A 21,522-nucleotide genomic window follows, 5' to 3' on the forward strand; every position below is an offset into this window, starting at 1 on the left:
GGGTATTTACTCTGCGGCTTGCTTGGTCGGTGCGGCTTTCGTTGAGGTATGTGAGTCACGGCTCGCATCTTCGAGCACCTGCTTAATACGGGCTGCTAGAACGCGAACATTGGGTTCTAGTACCATTGAATCGTGATCGCCTGGCACTTCGAACACCTCGACCTTGGGAGCAAATTTTGTCCAATCGTTGTCACTATACAGATATGTCCGATATTCGCTGACCAGCTTGTCACCAATGATCCAAGTCGGAACCAATGGTGGGCGGAATAAGGTCAAGGGCCCTGACCATGGGGCAATTTCATACGACCCAACGCTTTCAAGGAAGGCGTCTTGGATGGCGACATTGTGGAACTGCTGGCCTTCCTCGGCGGTGTCATCGTTCCCGCGACGTTTTTGGATTTCCCACGCGATGCGGTCTTTGGCCCAATTAACGATGTAAGACACGCCGCCCTTACGCAGGTCCATCCACTTGATGCGCAATTTATCCGCTCGAGAAATGGATGGTCGAACGGGAAGAGGAGTGTCGAGCATTACCACGGCGGAGACGATTTCACCTGCAGCAGTAAGCTGGTGAGCAATCTCATACGCGGTAATCCCGCCCCCAGAGAACCCGCCCACCATATAGGGGCCTTCGGGTTGAACTTGCCGCATTTCCGCGATGTAGTCACGTGCAGCCTCAGTGATCGTACGGTGTGGTTCTTCGCTGCCAAACAATCCACGGGCTTGTAGGCCATAGAATGGCCGATCATTTCCAACCAAATGTGCCAGATGGCGCAGGTTTAATACGTTCCCAAACATGCCCGCGACCAAGAAGAATGGCGACTTGGTGCTGCTTTCGCCGGTATGCATTGGCACCAGATGGGTGAAGCGACGTTCCGGCGCGGCTTGGGCTATATCTTCGCTGTCGGCATCCGTCTCATTGTTAACTCCCTGCGCCGCAATGAGCGCAGCGCATTTGCGGATTGTAGGGGCCTCGAACAAAACCGAGATCGGGAAGTCTACCTGCCAAGCTTTGCGTATTTGTGCAAACAGGCGCACGGCGATCAATGAGTGGCCACCTAGATCGAAGAAGCTGTCTTCGACACCGATTTCATCGACACCCAACAGGTCTTGCCAGAAAGCGGCCAGCCGCTCTTCGATTGGGCCCTCTGGTTTTATGAATTCGGAATCAAGTTCAGGGCGTTCAAATTTCTGTCCCCGGCCTTGAGCGCCGTCATCAACTTGTCCTGCTTGTTCTATGAGCGCATCCAGATTGAGGGATGAGACAATGACCTGACGCTGCGGACTCGAGAGTGCGCGCAAAAACAGCGCCGCGCCTTCATCCGCGCGAATGCCTTGGGTCAAATTGTGTCGTAGTCGCTCCTCAGCTGGGGATAGTGGCCGCATGCCGCCATCGGCCGGAGTCGCTGAAGCGGTCGAGGGAGGGGTGATCGCGAAGCCAGCATCTGTGTCCATCCGCCGGATTGAGAAGTCGTGGATTTCAACGCAAATTGTGCCGTCGGGCGCAGCGATAGTGATGTCAAAACTCGCCGTTTCGCTATCTGCCCGATTGTCCGCGCTATTGCGGACCCAAGAGACAATATTTGACGGTAAGGGCCCAAATACCTTCACTGAGCGATAAGACACTGGCACCCAGAGATGCGCCGCCTCGTAGCCTGCGATCAGATTCATGGCCCAACCCGTTGCAATATCCATCAGGGCAGGGTGTAGATGGTAACCTGCTTTAGCATCTCCTGCTGCAGCATCTGGTAAAGCGAGTGTCGCGAGACCTTCACCGTCGCCTAGGGTGGTTGATTGTAATACGCGCCAGCGTGGGCCGAATTTAAGATGAACCTCTTGCGGTGACGCCATCCAACCTGCATCTCCGGCGTCGACCTTGTTCGAACAGCGGGCCTCGATGGCGGCGATATCTAAAGGGGCAGGGGTGGAAATTGGTAATAACGAGAGGCTGGCTTGCGCGTTTTGCTCAAATTGCCCGAGTTCACCACTTTCTACACTCAGGTCATACCCAAGATCTGTGCGTAGCAGGCCCACACGAATATCGCGGGGCGCATGGTCGGAGACAGTCAACGGGCGCAGGAAGTAGAGATCACGGATCTCAAAAGCAGAGGTCTCACCTTGCGCGCGCAGAGCTTCTGTTGCCAGTTCAAGGTATCCCGTTCCAGGTACCAACGCATCACCTGCCATTGTTCGGTGATCGTCTAGGAACCAGCGCTCCGAGACGCGGTATTCGGCTCTAAAGCAGCGGTTTCCAACGGTATCAAACGTCGCCTCGTCCAGCATTGGCGCATTGATCGGGGTCACCGGTGGCGGGGTCGCTTTGCCCAACCGACTGTCCATTGCGTCCGCTGCCATGCCTACATCAGCCCAGATGCCCCAGTTGATAGCTAACACGCGGGTTTGCCCACCGCTGCGCGACTTGGCATATGCGTTGAGGTATTCATTTGCAGCAACGTAATCGACTTGACCGATCGGGGCCGTCGCCGTGGAGCTTGATGAAAACAGAACCATCCAATCCAAAGAGCCATCGGGAAAGACTTCGTGAAGAACCTGCGTGCCATGAATTTTCGGCGCAAATACGTCCTCAATCGAAGTAACTGTTTTGGCCATGATCGGATCGTCATCAATTTGACCAGCAGCATGGATGATACCGTCGACTTTACCGAAGTGTTCTTCCAGCGTGGACTTTGCCAGCCGCATATCTTCGACATTGGACACGTCGGCAACTAACGTCAGGACTTCGCCGCCCATAGCTTCAAGCTCGCGAATAGCTTCAATCCGGCGAACTATGGCGGTACCCGGGGCGTTGTTTTGCAACGCCTGGTCCCAAGTGTCGCGAGGGGGTAACGGGCTGCGAGCAAGCAGCGCTATTTTGGCGTTACAACGCTCGATCAACTCGTGCGCAAGGGTCAGGCCGATGCCACCAAAGCCGCCCGTCAGCAGGTACACCCCGCCATCTTTCAGAACGGGTAATTCGCTATCAAGATCAGGAAGGTTGGTTGTCTGATAACCAAGCGCATAGCGTTTATCGTTGCGGATCAGGGCAGTTCCGCATGTCGGTGCTGCAAGAACCTCTTCCAAAATCTGATCTACAATACGCGATTGGTCGGTCTTGTCAGGCCCGCGCCTGAGACGCCCTTGACGAAGCGGCTCGATATCCAGTTGCGACACGGTCATTCCAGAGAACTCGCGCGGTATAACACGCACAGGTCCTGCGACCGTTGCTTTTTCAGGGTAGGGGAGTTCTTCGTTCGCGCGTTGCATTGCGCCAGAACTAAGCACGGTAAGGTGTATTGGCATCGGCAGGTCTTCGCCCCCAATCGCCTGTGCTAGAAATAGAAGACTATAAAATCCTTGCTCCTGAACGCGGTGAAAGAAGCTTGATCCCGGTCGGAAGCTTTCGTCCTTAGTTATCGTCCAGGCATGGACGATGCGCGTTGGAACCAGGTCGCGCGTGTTCAGGTCATGGATTAGCGCATCATAGCTTTCGCGACCTCGTTCAGGGGCGATGATGTAGCCCATTTCCCCGACGCGCGCAAAAGTGTCACCGGGTTTAACGGTCACCACTTTATGATCTGCCGAGCGCAATTTGGCGGCGACATCTGCTCCAAGCCCTGCGTCATCCTCGAAAATCAGCCATGTTTGTTTGGTGGCTTCCGATAGATCACCCTTGACGTCGATATCGCACTCCGCGTAGCGCGGGGTCCACGCAGGGCGATAGCTCCATTCCTCAACGTCGTCCGTTCGGCTTAGCCATTGAGCATCACTGTCTAATGCAGGTCTCCCCGGCTCTATAAAATAGGAGGATTGCTGGAAAGCATATGTTGGTAGCGGTATGTGTAAACGGCGTGCCTCGCCCCAGAACTGGTCCCAATCAAATTGGCCGCCGACGGCCCAGATACGGCCCAGCATTGCAAGGAAATATGCATCGTCAGGCGTGTCATCGTCAGGATGACGCAGGCTGGAGATCACCTGATTGGCGGTAACCTTGCCGTGTTGACCAGCCAAAGATGACAACGCCTTCCCAGGTCCAACCTCGATGAAAACGCGCGCGGGTGCGTCGGCCAAAGTTGTCAGGCAATCGGAGAAATGTACGGTGCCGCGTAGGTGGGCCACCCAGTAGTCAGGATCTTGAGCCTGCGCGTCCGTTATGTAATCGCCGGTGCGGTTTGACGTGAACGGAATTTTCGGCGGGTTCAGGGGAATCGAGCGCAAGTAGTCGCCAAATTTTTTCAAAATCGGCTCTAACATGCGCGAATGGGCCGCGATGTCGATCGGGATGCGCTGGAAGTCGATGCTTCGTTGGACCAACCGCGCTTCCAAAGCGTCCAACTCGGCTTGTGGTCCAGTAGCGACGCTTAAATTTGGCGCGTTGACCGCTCCCAAATCAAGGTCATCACCTAACAGAGGCTCCAACTCATCAGCCGATAGAACGATGGACAACATGCCGCCCGCTGGCACCGTGTCGAACAACTGGCCCCGGAGATGCACAAGGCCAATGCAGTCCTCGAACGACATTACTCCAGCAACGCAAGCGGCAGTGTTTTCCCCCATGGAATGACCAACCAGTGCAGAAGGCTCAACCCCCCAGGACATCCAAAGCTGCGCTAGCGCATATTCGGTGATCATGATGAGGGGCAACTGCACGGACGGCTTTTTCAACGTCGTATTTGCGGCCTCAATCGCATCCAATTCCGGCAGCCAAAGCGCACGGATATCATAATCTAGTTTTGGTTGAAGAACGTCGAGACCACGATCCATCCATTCGGCGAATACTGGTTCTGTCTCATAAAGATCGCGCGCCATTCCGGCATATTGTGCGCCACCACCGGGGAACATGAAAACGTAGTCAGGGTCTTCGCCAACCACGGTATGCGAAAAGACGCGGCGCGGATCATTCTCTTCCAGAAGCTTGGCGGCGTCTGCGTGGGTTTCAGCCACTACAACCCTACGGCGTTCAAATCCGCGACGGCGTTCTTTCAACGTCCAAGCGATATCCGCGAGGGGTTGATCCGGATTGGTGCGTAGGTAAGAGGCAAGATTGGCGGCGTTGGCTTCAAGCGCAGCCTTGCTGCGCCCCGATACGGTCAAGATTTGGAACGGCCAATCGGATTCTTCGGAAGCAGCGCGTTTGGGGGCTTCTTCCAATACCAAATGTGCGTTGGTGCCCCCGACACCAAGTGAATTCACTCCTGCGCGGCGCGGTCCATTGTGAGAGACCCAAGGGCTAAGGGTGTCATTGACAGAGAATGGTCCGCTTTCGAAATCAATCGCAGGGTTTGGTTTCTCATATCCCAAGGATGGTGGAATCTCGCGGTGATGAAGCGAAAGCGCCGTTTTGATCAATCCGGCCGCGCCAGCCGCGGTGTCGAGGTGTCCAATGTTGGTTTTAACAGACCCAATCTTGCAAAACTGGGTCTCATCTGTGGTTTCCTCGAAGGCTTCGGTCAACGCCGCCACTTCGATTGGATCGCCCAAATAGGTTCCTGTCCCGTGGCATTCGACGTAATCGATCGTGTCAGCAGTTATATTTGCCATGGCCTGGGCCTCGGCGATCGCTGCCGCCTGACCGTCGACTGACGGGGCTAAGTACCCTGCTTTGGCAGCCCCGTCATTGTTGATGGCAGAGCCTTTGATAACCGCCCAGATGTGGTCGCTGTCTGCGATGGCATCCGTGAGACGTCGTAGGACCACAACACCGGCCCCTGATCCGAAGACGGTACCTTCCGCGCGGTGGTCGAACGCGTGGCAGTGCCCGTCGGGAGACAGCACTTCGCCTTCCTTGAATATGTAGCCGCGATCTTGAGGTAGCTCGATTGTGACACCGCCAGCAAGCGCTGTATCACATTCGCCTGTCATCAAGGCCTGCGCCGCATAGTGGGTCGTAACCAGTGATGTAGAGCATGCGGTCTGCATGGTCACTGACGGGCCTTTTAGGTTCAGAACGTGGCTCAAACGGGTAGACAGGAAGTCCTTGTCATTGCCGGTATGGCGAAGCAGGAACATGCCCACATCGTTAACAAGATCTGGGTTCGAGCAGATGTTAAAGTAGAAATAGCTTCCCATCCCGCAGCCGGCGTAAACCCCGATTGGGCCTTTGGCGTTTTCGGGCATATGTCCAGCATTTTCCAGAGCTTCCCAAGAGACCTCCAAAAAGCGCCGATGTTGCGGATCCATGATTGCGGCTTCTTTGGGCGAGAGGCCGAAAAACTCTGCATCAAAATGTGCGAACCCATCCAGAGGGGCCGCTGCTGGGACATAGTCGTCACGATTTATGAGGTGTTGGGCTTCTCCAGCCGCGAGCAATTCTTCGGCGGTGTAATGGCGGATGGACTCAATTCCATTACGCAGATTTTGCCAGTACTCGTCTATTGTGTGAGCGCCCGGAAAGTGTCCGGCCATTCCGACGATGGCTATGTCGCTCTCAGAGATGAGGTTCTCGGGGTCAAAACTCATTACAAAACCTTAACGCATTTGGCGCTTAGAAACTGCTAAAAGATAAGATTTGGTTACTTGGCGGCGAATATAGGGAATTTAAATGGATTATTGCACAATAACCTGATGATTGCGCAGTATTTTTACAAAAGAAAGCCTAGAAATGCATGCAGTGCGCGATTAATGCTGGATAAGCATATAAACCCATCTGGAGAGGTACTTCCGACGGCTATTCCGGTTCGCAGGATAGCAAACTAGCCGGATTCTTGACTGTGAGGCTTTGCATGCTGCGTGCGAAGCAACATCGAAAAAGCGTTATACTACGCTTTTTGCGGCAAGCCGGTCTGGGCAGGGACCAGAATGCGACGCCTGCCTGCAAGATGTGTAAGTCCTAGGCCCGCCAAGGCAATCAGAAGGAACGACAAGCTCGTTGGTAGCGGAACCGGTGATAAATCACCCTCATTGCGCATCACGTCAATATCGGACCGGAAGCCGAGATCACCCAATATGCCGCCACCCAGCAGCATCGAGAAATCTAAGGACATCGTCGTAAACAAATCACCAACTGGAGCATCGCCCACCAAGTTTACTATCCCAGTGTAGGTTGCCGTTATCGCCCCTTCTAAGTTTTCGTACCCAGAGTAAAGCTCAAACGGGAAACCGAAACTGGAACCCTGAGTAGACTCGCCGTTCGGGTCGTTGTCGTCAAAAATGAAGGTCGTATCAAATACAGCACTGGCTGGTGCCAAATCGATGGAAAGAGATGTAAGAACACTGGTCGTGGTCATCTCAAACCCGTCCCAACTCATGAACAAATCAGTGTCCGCCCCACGCGCCCAGCCATTGATGCTACCATAGGTGCTACCGTCAGGATCGGTGTAAATCCGAGGATCACCTTCCCAAGTGATTTGCTCACTGGTTCCGTCTGCGTAGGTCGCTGTTATCATGGCGCCATCAAGATCGGTGCCGTCTGTACCGGTATCATCCCGCAAACCATGGGTCGATTCGATGAGCTCAGCGCCACTACGAACAATATCAATTGTCGCCGCTTCAACCGCATTAAAGTTCAATGAAAACACCGCAGTCGCGGTAAACGTCGCTGTCAATAACCTAAATATCACCACTTACTCCAAATACTACAGGACGCGAAACTTGAGCAGATTATGGCCCAAAAATGTAAATCTTTCAACTTTTCGTGGCACGAGCTGTTTTAAATTAATCAGTAGCGAGACAGATCAGCACGGTGTTTTTCAAGCGACATCGTGTTCTAGCCCGATAGAACTGCGTAAAAACAGGTCTCTTCTCCGATTTTTTCGAATGGAGTTTTCTGCGTTAAACCTGCGTCATGCATCCAGCGGATCATTGCGTTGGAAGTGGGGTAAACAGGGCGTGATGTTGAAAATCCATTTCGATTGCCAATAATGCGTCGTCCCACTGCTGTGTAGCTTAGGGAATTCACCAGCGTAATCGCGACAGCCTTCGGACCCTCGGAATTCAACGCATAATCCACTGAGTGCCGCGCATAGTCAGAAAGAATCCCACCAATTATGACAAGTTCCCCTCCCCGTTTAAGAACGCGGGCTATTTCATGGAATGCAGGCATAATGTCGAAGTACTGATGAGCAGAAACACATAGCACGAGATCCAGTTCATCATCTTGAAACGGCAAGCTCTCCGCCCCCCCAACACGGGTTTCTAAAGTGCTGATGCCTTCGCGCGTACAGAATATTTCACCAAGTTGAATGTAGGTTTCTACGGGCTCTACCCCGCAAACACGACCGGTTCGATGAGATAGAGACATCAAATTTGCCCCCATGCCGGATCCAATTTCTGCGACATATTTGCCTTCGAAAAGCGTGTCGGAAAGATGGGGTAATCCGTTCTCGAATGGCAGGGCTTTGTGCCTTTCTTGCCAGAATAGGTATTCACGACAGGAGTCACTGACCAGAAAACCAAGTGACGTTCGGGCCTCCGATTTAGGGAGTGTCCAGCCGCAATTTTGGGCGATTTCTTGTGCTTGTTGGGTTGGGAGAGTGCTATCGATCACAACGCTTTGGCCCGCCATATATCGAATGACTTGTTCAGAGTGTTCGCCAAGGAGAGCCGACCGAGCAGCATCTAGTTGTTTTGAATTAAGTTTCATTACCCATGCCCGTCAATTTTTACGTTTCAGAACATCAAGGTTGCGGACCGGATCTTGAACAAGCACTTCGAAACCATTAGAGAATGCATCGTTCCCGCGATTGTTCGTTGTCGTCCAAGCCGCGATGCCATGCCAGTCCGCCAGATATTCAATCTGGCTATTCAGCACATAATTTAACACGTTGCCTTCAGTTAGAATGGCGTCCAGTGCGTCGGGATTAACCTTGCCATCGAGGTTTATCGTTCGGTCATGCCAATACCCCAGCGTTCCAGTTTGAATAGCTCCGGCCCAGACATCCTTGGGTACGTTTTCGGTTACCCAATCGACAACTTGAAAGTGGCCTTGCTCTTTAACTCCGGGGATCAGTAGCCGGCCCAATAATCCGAAGCAAAGTACCAGGCTAGCCACACCAAGACCCCTGACGATAGCTTTGCCGTGGACAGGATTTACCCGCGTGAGCAGTGACAACGCAACCGAAAGCGTTGCGACAATGAAGAGTGGTGCCAAAGGCGACAAATATCGGCTTAGGAACCAACCAGCGCCGAAGTAGAACCCATAATAGGCGACCATTACAAAGGCGAAGATCAGATAAGCTAGGATGGCGTATCGTACCGCGCGCCCACGTCGCCAGACTTGAATGAAGAAGGTACCACCTATCAGGACTACTATAGCGGAGGCGAGTGTCTGGAAGATCGGATTGAACTGCAGTGCGTGCGGTATTGGCAGCATCGGGAAGAAGTATTCGAAGATCACCGCTGGCACCAGGTCGGCATTCTTCGCGAAGCCGCCGCTTAGGGCTTGGGCGGTGCCGCTGACCGGGATGATGGAGCCGAAATTGACATAATTATTGATCAACCAAGGCGCTGCAATTAGGGCCGCCAACAACATCGGTGCAGCAGCTTCCTGTGCTATTCGACCACCACGCTTACGAGCTACAAATATCTCGTGAAGGATCCATACGATCGCAATTACCAACAACAGAAAAATGGCGTCGACCCTAACTAGAAAGGTAATACCCCCAGCGGTGCCTAAAAGCATTCGATCGCTAAACTTGGCGTCTTCCCCCTTGGCCAAGAGTCGTGTGAAAATCACCAGTGTGGTCGTCACGGAAACTGCATAAAGCCCCGTTTCCAGCCCATTCATCGTGTGCAGCAGCACATGCTGCCCGGAATACCAAAGGGCGGCAACCAACCAAGGCCAAATGTGAGATTTGTCCTGAGGCATCAGAGCTTCCCGCGCAAAGGCGCGGACCGTGAAAACCCCAATCACAGAGATAGCGGCCCCAATCAACTGGACTCCCCAAAGCCCCGATATCTTATCTCCGTCAGTCAGCCAGTAAGGAACCGCAAATAAGAAGGTTGCTATTGGCTGAACCCCATTACTGGGAATTGTCCCGTCGGAGACGGACATGCCCAATCCAATTGCCATATTGCGGGCCACGGTAAGCATCAGATACCCATCTTCGGTCATGAAGGCAGCAGACAGTACGCGATCGCCAGAAACGAGCGGGTACAGGCGGTAAAACGTGGCAAGAACCAAAGCTACGACAACCACACGGAAAACAGACTTCTCGGACAGGTGCTTCATTACTAAAATCCAACCGATTGAGCGCAAATACATTCAGTCAAAGTCATAGCGGAGAACGGCATTTCACAAAATCTCCGCGGGGAAGTTTGTTTGAAAGCGTGACAATACACTTCATATTTCTATCAATCGCAGTTTGAAACGCGCAAAGCTGTCGTACCGCCCCACTCCGATTCGCGGCAACGATAGTGCCGGTGCATCGGTACGCATCAAACGGTCTTCGAGAATAGTCGCGGAGGCAAACCCCTCCTCCTTAAGCATCGCCATCAACGCAGGTGTGTAATTGCCATTTGGATAGGCGAAATGGTACACAGGTTGTTGCGTCCAATCCTGAAGCAGCTCACGAGAGCGGGCAACCGAGATGCGCGCCGCATCGATCGAGATTTGGTCAAGAAGTTCATGGCCATGGCTATGAGCGCCAATAGTCACCAGCGGGTGGGCCGCAAGTTCCTTAAGTTGTACCAACGTCATGGGGTGCAATGGAGTAAAGCCGTCAGTCGCGGGACCAGCTTGCGCTACGACTTCGGCCGCGAGTCTGTCACGATCAGCCATGGATGTTGCCTTTAAGGCTTCAAGAACCAGTCCAATTTGCACCCAGCGGGTTTTGCCTCGTGTAGGACCGATTTTCCACTTGTTCAATCCGTGGTCTGTCAGGTCGATTAATGTTTCACCAGCGCCCTGCAGAGCGTTCATGACCTGATCGAACCAAAATGGCTCATCGCGCACAAACTGTTCCGTTGCCACGTACACTGTGACTGGCAGGTCTTCCTCTTCCACAATTGGGAGAAGATGATCGAAGAGACCGCGCTCGCCGTCATCGAATGTCAGGACTGCACGAGGACGTCCTCTGCTCCCTAAGGTCAGTGCCTCGTCTAATGAGACAATATCATAAGTCTTCCGGAGCAGAGTGATCTGATCTCGAAAAGCGTTCACTCCAAGGGTTGTCCACGCATCCAAAGGTTCGTTGTCTGGCCGCAGGGTGTGATAGCAAAGGATCGTTATGGGATCGTCCTGAAGCGCATATTTGCGCAGCATCGTATAGACTGGATCCGATGTTAGTAACATTAGGGCGATCCGTTTTAGTGCAGCCTTCATGACGTCGAATGCGCGCTAAACAGCGCTTTAAGTTTTGCTGCTTCTGTCATGGCATCGTGTCGGGCTAATACGCGTTCGAAACAAGCTGCGCCCATGGCGTTCATTGCATTGTCGGTGGTTGCGGCACAGTCTCGCAAAACAGCGGTTAGCTCGTCTATCTGCCCCGCTGGAACCAACCACCCCGTTTTCTTGGGTCGCACAAGTTCTGGAATGCCCGCGATATAAGTGGAGACGACAGGTCGGCGCTCTGCCATGGCTTCCATGATAACAACGGGCAATCCTTCGGAGAAACTCGGGTGAACAAGGGCGCGGGCTTTGCGCAGCTCTTCGCGGACCTGATCGGAAGTAACCCAACCCGTAATGCGGACCACCTCTGTGAGCCCAAGGACAGCTATTCGGGCTTCGATCTCAGTTCGCATCTGGCCATCCCCAGCCAGAACCAAACGGGCATCTGGGGAATCTGTATAAAGAGCCGCAAAGGCTTCCAGCAATATGAGGTGACCCTTTTCGGGGCTGAATCGTCCTACGCTTAGAAATACAGGGTTGTTAGGCAAAGGCGCAGGGTCGCTTTCAAAGGCCGAAGGGGCAAGGCCACAATGCACGACCTTTACTTTATCCCAAAGCTTATGGGGAATGTTGTACATCAACTGGCTGCCGATATAGGCGCAGGAGGTCACTGCAAATTCTGCCCCATCAACCTTCAACGGCAAAGCGTGATGGATCGGCACGTCGAACACTTCTGAGCCATGGATTGTAAAGCTGTATTTTGGCCCACCTAGGGCGTGCACTAGCACCGCGATCTCGGCCGAATTGGTGCCAAAATGCGCGTGCAAATGCGTGGCACCTGACCCCTTCAGCCAATCCATGATCTGGCACGCATGGGCGAGATAGATGAGGTGGAAAGGCCAAGGCCGCGCACCTTTGCGAGACATGGCCAGCGCCAGTTTCAATCCTTTCCAGAATGCGCCCGGTTTGCGTAGACCAAACCGCATTGCACCCAGCAATAACGGGGCCAGTCCACCTTTTAAAGTGTGGCGCGTTTTGGTGAGTTCTTCGAGGTCGAGCGGGTCGACAAGTTCGCTGTCCCAGCCTCGTAAGGCAAAGCGGTCTACCGACACGCCTTGGGCTTCCAGCGCGTGAATCTCGCGGCGGATGAAGGTGTGGCTAACGGCAGGATACTGGTTGATTAGATAGGCGACATGCATCAGTGGGCAACCTCAGGACAAAGCTTTGGACTGAGCCGCGAAAGCCCAGTTGCTGGCGCACATGGAGCGCAGATCGTGCTGCGCTTCGAAGCCCAATAGTTCGCGGGCTCGGGTGACATCTGCATAAGAGATGGCCGGATCACCGACGCGGCGAGGCGCAATTTCAAACGGGATATCGCGGTTCGAAACCGTCTTGTAGGTCGCTATTACCTCTAGGACGCTATACCCACGTCCCGTGCCAAGATTTACCAGATGGCTCTCATCGCGCTCAAACAAGGCATTGAGAGACAGTACATGGCCACGGGCCAAATCTTCGACATGAATATAATCGCGAATGCCCGTACCATCGGGCGTGGAGTAGTCATCGCCGAAAATTTTTAGCGAAGGCATATCTCCTGTCGCAACCCGGGCGATGACCGGCACGAGATTGCCGGGTGGCTGGCTGGGGTCCTCGCCAATAAGGCCAGAGCTGTGGGCCCCGACAGGGTTGAAATAGCGCAATAGACCAATCCTGAAGTCCGGATGCGCATGGGCAATTGCCTGGAGATATTCTTCGCCGAAGGCTTTTGTGCGTGCATAGGTGTTTTCCGGGGCGACGGCTGTGGCTTCAGAAATCGGCATCGCGTCCGCGCTACCATAGACGGCAGCACTCGAGGAAAACACAATCCGCCTTACATCCGCCTGTCGCATCGCCTCGACCGTGTTCATCAGCCCTGCGCAATTGCTGCGGTAGTAGCTTGCCGGATCAGTTTCCCCATCGGGGACACTTTTAAGCGCGGCAAAATGCACTACGGCATCGAAACCCGCATTGAGCACGCTTTTCATGGCAGCTGCGTCCCGGACATCTGCCTTGATCACGGATACAGGCGCACCCGTAATGCGTTCGAGCCTGTCAGCCACATCCGAATGAGCGTTTTCAAAATTATCAAGAATAGTGACGCTATATCCGGCCTCTATAAGGGCGACATAAGTGTGAGACCCAATAAATCCGGCGCCACCTGTCAGAAGAATATGCTTGCTCAAAATATGCTCCTAGTCTGCGTCCACTTGTTCCGTAACCAGTTGACAGTAAATGTACCCTCGGGAAGTACGTTAGTGATGTGTATGAAATGAGGTAAGCTTATAAAACTACAATGTATTATTAGGTCTGTAGGTTTTGGTTGCGATCGGGTCACTCACTTCGATCCAAAATACGTTCCCTCTACATCCGCATGGCGGCAACTGTTTAACACGATGCCTAGTACATTGGTGTATTCCGCAACCTGACGTTCACAGGTATCGAGCTGAGCCATCGTGGTGTGTTCGGCACGCGCAAGAATGAGAGCGCAGTCTGCATTTTTGAGAAAAGCCCGCGCATCATCGGCGGCAAACATGGATGGCAGATCGAAGATCATGAGGTCGGGGGCAAAATCGGCCTGCACTTTATCCAACATATCGGCCGTGTGTTTTGACAAAAGAAGCTGTGTCGGATCGGAGATGGCCATGTTGCCCAGCGAAAGGGCTACATTGCCTCGGAGGCACAGCATCTGATCCTTAGGGGGTACATCCCCCGTCAGCATGGCTTTGATGCCATGATTGGGTTTGCGACCCAGCATATCTGCCACGGCCGGACTGCGCAGATCAAAGTCGAACAGCATGGTCCGGTTCTCGCGTTGTCGCGAAAAGCCGATTGCCAGATTACAGGCAGTTGTGGTTTTGCCGCAATCCTTGTTGGGCGATGTGATTGCCAATCGTGTCCAGCCATTCTCCTGCATTAGCAGAAAAACCTTGGTGCGTAGGACATCGAATGGGTTTGCCTCAGCTTCGGAGTTGAGTGTTAGAATCCTGTTGCGCAAAAGCAGATCTGGATTGGGCTCATAAGGGGTCAGATCGTCCCAAAGAGAGAGGGGCGCTTTTACGGCTGCGTTCGCAGTTTTCCCGCGCAGGTGCGACTGTTTGGAATGCGACCTAAGATCGGGCGCTTTTGTACCACCGCGCTGCCCTCGCGCTTTTTCCAGTGCTTTTTGCAATTTTTCCATCGGTCATTTCCAGCTCGAACAGAGATCAAGTTAGGCGGTCTTTGATTTTCTCATAGAGAAGATCAAGCGGCATATAGTAGGTATCGATAGCCCAAAGTGCTGCAGGGACAGCGGCGGTGACGATCAATATCGAGATCATCAATTTGGCACGCCGCCAGCGTTTGTCGGCTTTGGTCTCAATCGGCGGCAGAGTTGCCAATGGTGTCACGTTAAGTGCCCGGATAATGTCGCCGGGCCGCCGGATGGATTGGTTTAGTAATTCCAGCAAAGCGAAAAAGCCAGCGGCTAAGCCAAGTCCGATCAGGATGCCAAGCGCAACGATTTGGGTCCGGTTGGGGCTGGAGGGAGAACTGGGCACTGACGCGGCTTCAAGCACGGTGATCCGTTCGCCCTTGGCGGAAAGCTCGACGCGTTGACTGGCTTGAGCCTGGGCAAGGCGTGAGGCCGCCGCGTTATAGAGCGCTTGAGTGTTCTCGTGTTCGCGCTCCATGCTGGACAGGACAATGCCGATGGATGGGGTTTTCTCAATGCTCGCCTGCAGAATTTTTAATTCTTCGGTGGTGTCCTCAATATCTTGCACTGCATTTGCAAGACGACCATCGATCTCCGCAAGACTGATCGTCAGGGCCGCGGATTGCGGATTCAGATCGTCGCTTTCATCGGAACCCCCATCTCGTGGAGCAGTCGCCTCAAGCTGAGCGCGCAACGCATCAACTTGCACCTGCAGATTTCTCACACGTGGACTGGTTGCGGCATAGACACTGCGGGCGACACGCAATTCAGCTTCCAACTGATTGAGCTGCGCCTCTTCCGGAGATACTGGCGTGTCGCGGGGATTGTTGACAATGCCGGTTGCCTCATAAATGCGCTGAATATTGGCACGTTGCGCTTCAAGGCTTTGCTTCTCGCGTTCGGAGCGTGACAACCGTTCTTGAAGTAGAGACCGCCGATCAAGACTGAACTCTAGGTTTTCTGGCAACGCATCGGCGTTCGCGTTTTTGAATTGAACTATCTTGGCGTTTTGTAGCCCCAACTCGTCCGATAGGCGCTGCCCTTCCTGTTGAAAAAACGCCAAAGTGTCTTCGGACAGGTTGGTGCGGAAGGCAGAGTTCGTCTCAAGCCCGATGTTGACATATTGGTTGACGACATCGGCAACAGTTTGCGGAGTGCCGGCCACAAAACTGATCACCATCAGGGTAACCTGATCCCGCCCAATCGACAGGCTGATGTTCGTTGCATCGCGCATGCCTTCAACAATTTCATCGGGCGTCATCGTGGATTGTTCGGGGAAGACCCGCACTTGCCTGGCAATGTCGAGAAGGTTCGAGCGGGTCAGCAACCTTTGCTGAATCACCTGCAGTTGCTCGGAAGCCGTGACCTGCACGGTCGAGCGCACCAAATCCTCGGAAATCTGTGGAGACTCCACCAACAGCGTCGCTGATGTGGAATACATTGGCGGCAAGCGCTGGGCGATAATCACGCTTGCGATCGAGGAGACAAGAAACAGTACGACCATGACCGGCAGCCGCCGCGGTAAAAGACTTAGATAGAAACGTACGTCAGAGATCATTCCGCTGCCTTGTTCAACACTTTCCCGATAGGATTCTTCATCTGGACAACTTCACCGGATATTTCTGAATTGATGAACAGACCATCGGCCAGAAGCTCCCGGATCAGATCAACCCCTACGCCCTCGCGTTCTTCACTTGCAGCATAGACCAGTGCAAGATCGCAAATCTTGTTGATAAGCCGGGGCACGCCCCCAGTTTCCTGATAAATTGCTTGGACGGCCATGATCGAGAATTCTTTTCCACTTCCCCCGGCGTGTTTGAGGCGATGACAAATGTAGTCACGCGTTCCGGGCCCATTCAGGTTTGTGAGGTGGTAGGCGGCAGTCACACGCTGGGCGAATTGCACCAGTCCGGGCGCTGAAATCAGATCGCGCAATTCTGGTTGCCCAACCAGGATCAACTGCAACAGCTCGTCCTTGCCGGAGTTGATATTCGTAAACATGCGTAATTCTTCAAGCGCCTCCATGGAGAGGTTTTGCGCCTCGTCGATCACCAAAATCACGTTACGACCTTGAGCATATTCTTCGATAACGAAGTTCTGAAAGCTCTGGAACATTGAGATATAATCATCGCTGGGATCTGAATTGATCCCAAGTGAGTATAGCACCCAATGCAGAAGATCACCCCGCCCACCTTGTGCATTCGAGATCAGGCCGATTGTAATGTCCTTTTCAGCGTTGCGCAAAAGATGGTGGATCAGAGTTGTTTTGCCCGCCCCGATCTCTCCGGTGATCACCGTAAGCGGCGCGTGGGTCATCAGGCCATATTCCAAAACGGCCAGCGCTTTCTTGTGGTTGTCTGACCAGAACAAAAAATCTGGGTCAGGCGAGAGTGTGAACGGTCGCTCGGTGAAACCGAAGAAATCTGTGTAAAGTGATCTGCTCATTACTGCTTATTACCTTTGCGCGCCTAGGGTGGCGCGCTTGCACAATTACTATTCCCACGTCATTCTAACACATGACGTTAGAATGACGTTACCCAATATACAAAGTCACAGTATATAACGAAAAAATGGCATCAATGAGAAGCTAAGCGTGTCCCACGGTCCTGCGTGGAACATGCGAGAATTTGACAGGCAGTGGCCGTTGCAGGCAGTAGCGAATCACATTTTAGGGACGATCCCGAACATTGAGGCATTGTTGTGAAGCCTTCTTTGGAAATGCAAACCAATTCACCAGATCCCCAGTAAACAGGCGATTTTTCGCGAAGTAAAGACTCGCAAATATTTTAATATTTTGTTAAGATTGTGTTCTGCCAGGTGCCTTAAGGGGGGGATTGGGCAGTTTACCCGGCAACAGCTGCCATGTTTTTGTTACAGAGTTATGGAGTAGGCCCTTGGGCCAATAAAACCGCCATGCAAATTGATTTTGATATTGTTAAATTCGACGTAAATTCTCAATCCCGTCATCTCACGACCCATACCTCTCACCAGCGCATCTCTTTCTACCGTGCATACGTCAAACGCGCAGTAGATTTTGTGCTAATACTCGTGAGCTTACCAATTATTTTGCCCCTCATTGTTCTCTCGGCTCTCTTGATTGCGCGTGATGGATATAATCCGATCTACACGCAGTGGCGGGTTGGCAAAAATGGTAAGCGGTTTCGTTTCTATAAGTTCCGAACCATGGTGCCCAATGCAGACGCTGTATTGAAAAGCTATCTGGCGACCAATCCATCGGCTAGAGCCGAATGGGATAGGGATCAGAAACTGAAAAATGACCCTCGTATCATCCCCATGGGCCACTTCATGCGGAAAACATCTCTAGATGAATTGCCGCAACTTCTTAACGTGCTTCTGGGTGATATGGCACTGGTTGGGCCACGCCCGATGATGGTGGAACAGCAGGTCATGTATGAAGGTGACGCTTACTACGAGCTTCGCCCGGGGCTGACGGGCCTTTGGCAGATATCTGACCGCAATGACTGTGGGTTCCGTGATCGGGTCAAGTACGACGATGTTTACAACGACATTGCTTCCTTCCCGATTGATATGGCTGTGATTATTCGCACCTTCCGTGTGGTAGTGCGGGGAACTGGCTATTAAATTCTATGCGTGACCTCACACGTTAGGCACAGACAAAACTGGAACAGGGCTTGCTGGCTGCTATGCTAGGCAGGCCCCGTTTATTTTTGGGATCGACCAAGTGAGCTTTTCATGTCGCTGACGTCTAAACTTTGCAAAAAAGCTGTGATCTTTGGGTTGGTCCTAGCTCTGTCTGGCTGTTTTGAGTCGTCTCAAGAACGTGCGGAGCGGCACTATCAAAGCGGTTTAACGCTTCTTGATGGCGGCGATCTGCCCCGCGCGATTGTTGAATTTCGCAACACGCTACAATTGGATGACGCCAATCTTGGAGCATATCGCCATCTTGCAAAGGCCAACCGTTCTATGGGGCGTTTGGGCGAAGCGTATCGCGATTTTCTTAAGCTCGTGGAGCGTGCACCCAACGACATTGACGGCCGCATCGCGCTAAGTGAATTGGCGTTTTGGTTGGGTGATTGGGATGAGTTCGCGCGCCATGGAGGGATGGCGGTCAAACTGGCTCCAAACCGCTCTGAAATTAAGGCAATCGATCTTGGGATGAACTATCGAACTGCGCTAATCGAGAAAAAGAGTGCCGAGCGCGCAGGTCTTGTGTTCGCAGCGGAGGCTTTGGCAACTGAGTTGCCGAACAACAGCATTTTGCGTCAAATTCTGCTTGATGCCCGCATCGCTGACCGCAGATTTGATGACGCACTTGTACTTGTAGCTGAAAGTATCGCGGAGGCACCGCAGTCGATGCGACTGTATACCCTACGTTTGGAGCTATTATCGCGGTTAGGAAAACACGCCGATCTTGAGGCGGAACTGCGCAGTATGCTCGACGTGTTTCCGGATGAAAAAGGTCCCAAAGAAACCTATTTACGATTCCTGATGTCGCATAACCGTTCGCAAGACGCTCAAAGCTATCTTGAAGACTTAGTCCTCTCGGCCGAACCAGAAGAATATGATGCAGCAATGGTCACGCTTTTGCAGTTCATTCAGCAGACTGAGGGGGCGGATGCTGCACTAGCAAGGGTAGATCAGCTGTTGGCCGGAACTGAGACTGGCAACGGATTTCTGCATGCGTTCCGCGCCTCGCTGATGTTTGATATGGGGCAACGCGAAGAAGGGGTCTCCGCGCTCCACGAAGTTCTGAGCTCCGAGACATTAAAGCTAGATGATGCAGCGCGCCTTCAATCCAAAACGGCTTTAGCGCGGATGCTTGTGGCGAGTGGAAATGAGGAACTCGCGCGCATTCAAATTTCTGAAGTCCTACAAGCCGACGCCCGTAGCTCGGATGCGTTGATGATGCGTGCCAACTGGTCAATTTCCGATGACGAAACAGACGCAGCTATTGCCGATCTACGAACAGTTTTGGATGACAGAGCGGGGGACGCAACTGCGATGGTTCTGCTCGCAAGAGCCTACGAACGCGAAGGCAATCGCGATTTGATGCTTAGTTTTCTGGCACAAGCAGTCGAGGCCTCAAACAATGCACCGAAATACGCATTTCGTTATGCGCGCGCTCTTGTGGGGGATGGCAAACTGTTCGCCGCTGAAAGCATCTTGATTTCATCGTTGCGGATTGAGGCTGGGAATTTCGATGTCCTCTCTACGCTTGGGGATGTCTATCTGCGGATGGACGACATGCCTCGCGCACAGAAAGTGGCCGAAACCCTCGAAAAGTTAGAGGACGCTCGGGGAAGTAGCGCAGCTAATTTACTCAAAACAGAGATACTGGCACGTCGAGTTGGACCGGCTCAGGCCGTGGAGTTCCTTGAAGGTATTGTCCTACGTGATGGTGCTCTGGTGCCCAAAACTGCATTGATCCAAGCGCAGTTAAAAGCAGGCCAAACCCAAGCGGCGCTGTCCTTTGCCAAGGCTGCTGTCAAAGACGCGCCTGACAATCTAGAGTTACGCGCAGCTCTTGCTATGACGCTTGCTGCCGCGCGTGATTTCGAGGCGGCCGTGACAGAAGTAGAAACCATACTAGAGCACACCCCTGAAGCCGCAGGCCTATATCTTCAATTGGCCCGCATACGAGAGGCCCAAGGGGACCCAGAAGCAGGACGGGCTACTATTCAACGGGGCCTTGATGCAGTCCCTGGTGCGCCAGATCTGTTGTGGGCGCAAGCATCGTATCTCCAAGCCGCGGGAGAAATCGAGGGGGCTATTGGTATCTATGAGGCGCTATATGCTCGCAGTTCATCGAACCCCATTATCGCAAATAATTTAGCAAGCCTATTGGCGACACACCGCGATGACGTGGCAAGTTTGCAGCGCGCGGAAGTGATAGCGCGTCGTTTAAAGAATGATGCCGTGCCAGCCTTCCAAGACACCTACGGTTGGATTTTGTACCGAACTGGGGCAGTCAGTAATGCAATCCCCTACCTGGAAGCGGCGGCCGCCGGATCACCCAATGACGCGCTGGTTCATTTCCATCTTGGGCAGGCCTACGCCTCGAATGGAGATAGAGAGCGGGCACTTGAGCAAATGGTTAGTGCATTGGAGGGGGTGGGGCCGGTTGGCGATTCAGACCTACGGCAGGAAATCGAGACTGAGATAACTCATCTGTCTTCGGTGTCTGTACAAGAGTGATACAATGCTACATTCACCCCCCCCCTGGAACGATCATTTTAAAAAATCCCTAGTTGTAGCTGATATGAGCGATTTTCGTGTTCCTTGAGGTACAAATCTGCATCTGGTGAGTTTTTCCAACAGTTTTACTTCTCCAGCGGCTAGATTTGCGGCATTATTATGATCACTTTTAGTGAACTCTGGAGTATCAGGTTGAGTACGTTTTGTGAGCGCCTGAAATTGAGGTTTGGTATGAAACAATTCCTGTTGGCCGTATTTTGCCTTCTTTTAGCAGTATCTGCAGCACACGCGCAAAGTGGCTACCGCGTAAAATCCGGTGACACCCTATCGATTGAGGTTCTCGAAGATGCCTCGCTTGCGCGCAATGTTCTTGTGTTGCCAGGGGGCACTTTTGACTTTCCTTATGCGGGCACAGTTCGTGCGAGCGGACGAACCGCTTCGCAAATCGAAGCTGCTATTGCTCAAGGAATCGCGAGCAACTTTGCGAATTCCCCGACGGTGTTTGTTTCCGTTGTATCTTTGCGGCCGCCAGTCGAACGACGCGACCCACCGCCACCTAGAACCATGTCGGTTTACTTACTAGGTGAAATTAACACGCCGGGCATCAGAGAAGTGTCGCCTGGCACGACCTTCTTGCAGGCCCTTTCGCAGGCGGGTGGTTTTACCAACTTTGCAGCTAAGAAACGTGTGCAGTTGCGTAGAACAAACCCCAAGACAGGGGCGCAAACCGTAAGTGTTATCAATTATAAAGCACTGTCTCGCGGGGCGGTTCAGAACTTGTCCGTCAAACTTCAAGAAGGAGATGTGATAGTTGTTCCGGAACGTAGGCTGTTCGAGTAAATTTACGCGGCAA

Annotated in this window: 13 protein-coding genes; 3 read left to right on the top strand and 10 right to left on the bottom strand. The window is 52.9% G+C overall.

What is annotated here, in order from left to right; genetic code table 11:
- Positions 1-6 precede the first annotated feature (6 nt).
- The 10 genes from BUB72_RS16790 to BUB72_RS16835 all read right to left on the bottom strand — a co-directional run bounded on the left by BUB72_RS16790 (position 7) and on the right by BUB72_RS16835 (position 16,937).
- Positions 7-6,456: a type I polyketide synthase gene (locus tag BUB72_RS16790; protein WP_073146017.1), complete on the bottom strand. Its 6,450-nt coding sequence runs from the start codon at positions 6,454-6,456 to the stop codon at positions 7-9.
- A gap of 299 nt (positions 6,457-6,755) precedes the next feature.
- On the bottom strand, positions 6,756-7,541 hold the full coding sequence (locus tag BUB72_RS16795; protein ID WP_073146018.1) for a hypothetical protein: 786 nt from the start codon (positions 7,539-7,541) through the stop codon (positions 6,756-6,758).
- 161 nt (positions 7,542-7,702) lie between these two features.
- On the bottom strand, positions 7,703-8,578 hold the full coding sequence (locus BUB72_RS16800; RefSeq protein ID WP_083588718.1) for a class I SAM-dependent methyltransferase: 876 nt from the start codon (positions 8,576-8,578) through the stop codon (positions 7,703-7,705).
- Between the two features lie 12 nt (positions 8,579-8,590).
- On the bottom strand, positions 8,591-10,165 hold the full coding sequence (locus BUB72_RS16805; protein WP_073146020.1) for a hypothetical protein: 1,575 nt from the start codon (positions 10,163-10,165) through the stop codon (positions 8,591-8,593).
- A 111-nt stretch (positions 10,166-10,276) separates the two neighbouring features.
- Positions 10,277-11,257 (bottom strand): polysaccharide deacetylase family protein, encoded by a 981-nt coding sequence (locus tag BUB72_RS16810; RefSeq protein WP_073146021.1) that lies wholly within the window; start codon positions 11,255-11,257, stop codon positions 10,277-10,279.
- A complete protein-coding gene (locus tag BUB72_RS16815; RefSeq protein WP_073146022.1) occupies positions 11,254-12,462 on the bottom strand; it encodes a glycosyltransferase in 1,209 nt (402 codons plus the stop codon). The genes BUB72_RS16810 and BUB72_RS16815 overlap by 4 nt, the downstream gene beginning before the upstream one ends.
- Positions 12,463-12,474: 12 nt before the next feature.
- A complete protein-coding gene (galE, locus tag BUB72_RS16820; RefSeq protein ID WP_073146023.1) occupies positions 12,475-13,485 on the bottom strand; it encodes a UDP-glucose 4-epimerase GalE in 1,011 nt (336 codons plus the stop codon).
- Between the two features lie 152 nt (positions 13,486-13,637).
- Positions 13,638-14,480, bottom strand: a complete 843-nt coding sequence (locus tag BUB72_RS16825) for a tyrosine-protein kinase family protein (RefSeq protein ID WP_073146024.1) — start codon at positions 14,478-14,480, stop codon at positions 13,638-13,640.
- A gap of 25 nt (positions 14,481-14,505) precedes the next feature.
- Positions 14,506-16,050 (bottom strand): GumC family protein, encoded by a 1,545-nt coding sequence (locus BUB72_RS16830; protein WP_073146025.1) that lies wholly within the window; start codon positions 16,048-16,050, stop codon positions 14,506-14,508.
- Positions 16,047-16,937 carry an ExeA family protein gene (locus BUB72_RS16835; protein WP_073146026.1) on the bottom strand — a complete coding sequence of 297 codons (891 nt, stop codon included), beginning with the start codon at positions 16,935-16,937 and terminating at the stop codon, positions 16,047-16,049. The genes BUB72_RS16830 and BUB72_RS16835 overlap by 4 nt, the downstream gene beginning before the upstream one ends.
- Before the next feature lie 417 nt (positions 16,938-17,354).
- Between BUB72_RS16835 and BUB72_RS16840 the strand changes: the two genes are divergently transcribed.
- The 3 genes from BUB72_RS16840 (at position 17,355) to BUB72_RS16850 (ending at position 21,509) form a co-directional block, all read left to right on the top strand.
- Complete coding sequence (locus BUB72_RS16840) at positions 17,355-18,095, top strand: sugar transferase (RefSeq protein WP_245814910.1); 741 nt, start codon at positions 17,355-17,357, stop codon at positions 18,093-18,095.
- 111 nt (positions 18,096-18,206) lie between these two features.
- Positions 18,207-20,669, top strand: coding sequence for a tetratricopeptide repeat protein (locus tag BUB72_RS16845; protein ID WP_073146027.1), 2,463 nt, complete (start codon positions 18,207-18,209; stop codon positions 20,667-20,669).
- A 231-nt stretch (positions 20,670-20,900) separates the two neighbouring features.
- On the top strand, positions 20,901-21,509 hold the full coding sequence (locus BUB72_RS16850) for a polysaccharide biosynthesis/export family protein (RefSeq protein ID WP_073146028.1): 609 nt from the start codon (positions 20,901-20,903) through the stop codon (positions 21,507-21,509).
- Positions 21,510-21,522 lie beyond the last annotated feature (13 nt).

This window comes from Litoreibacter ascidiaceicola (genome assembly GCF_900129235.1).
GTDB classification, from domain to species: domain Bacteria; phylum Pseudomonadota; class Alphaproteobacteria; order Rhodobacterales; family Rhodobacteraceae; genus Litoreibacter; species Litoreibacter ascidiaceicola.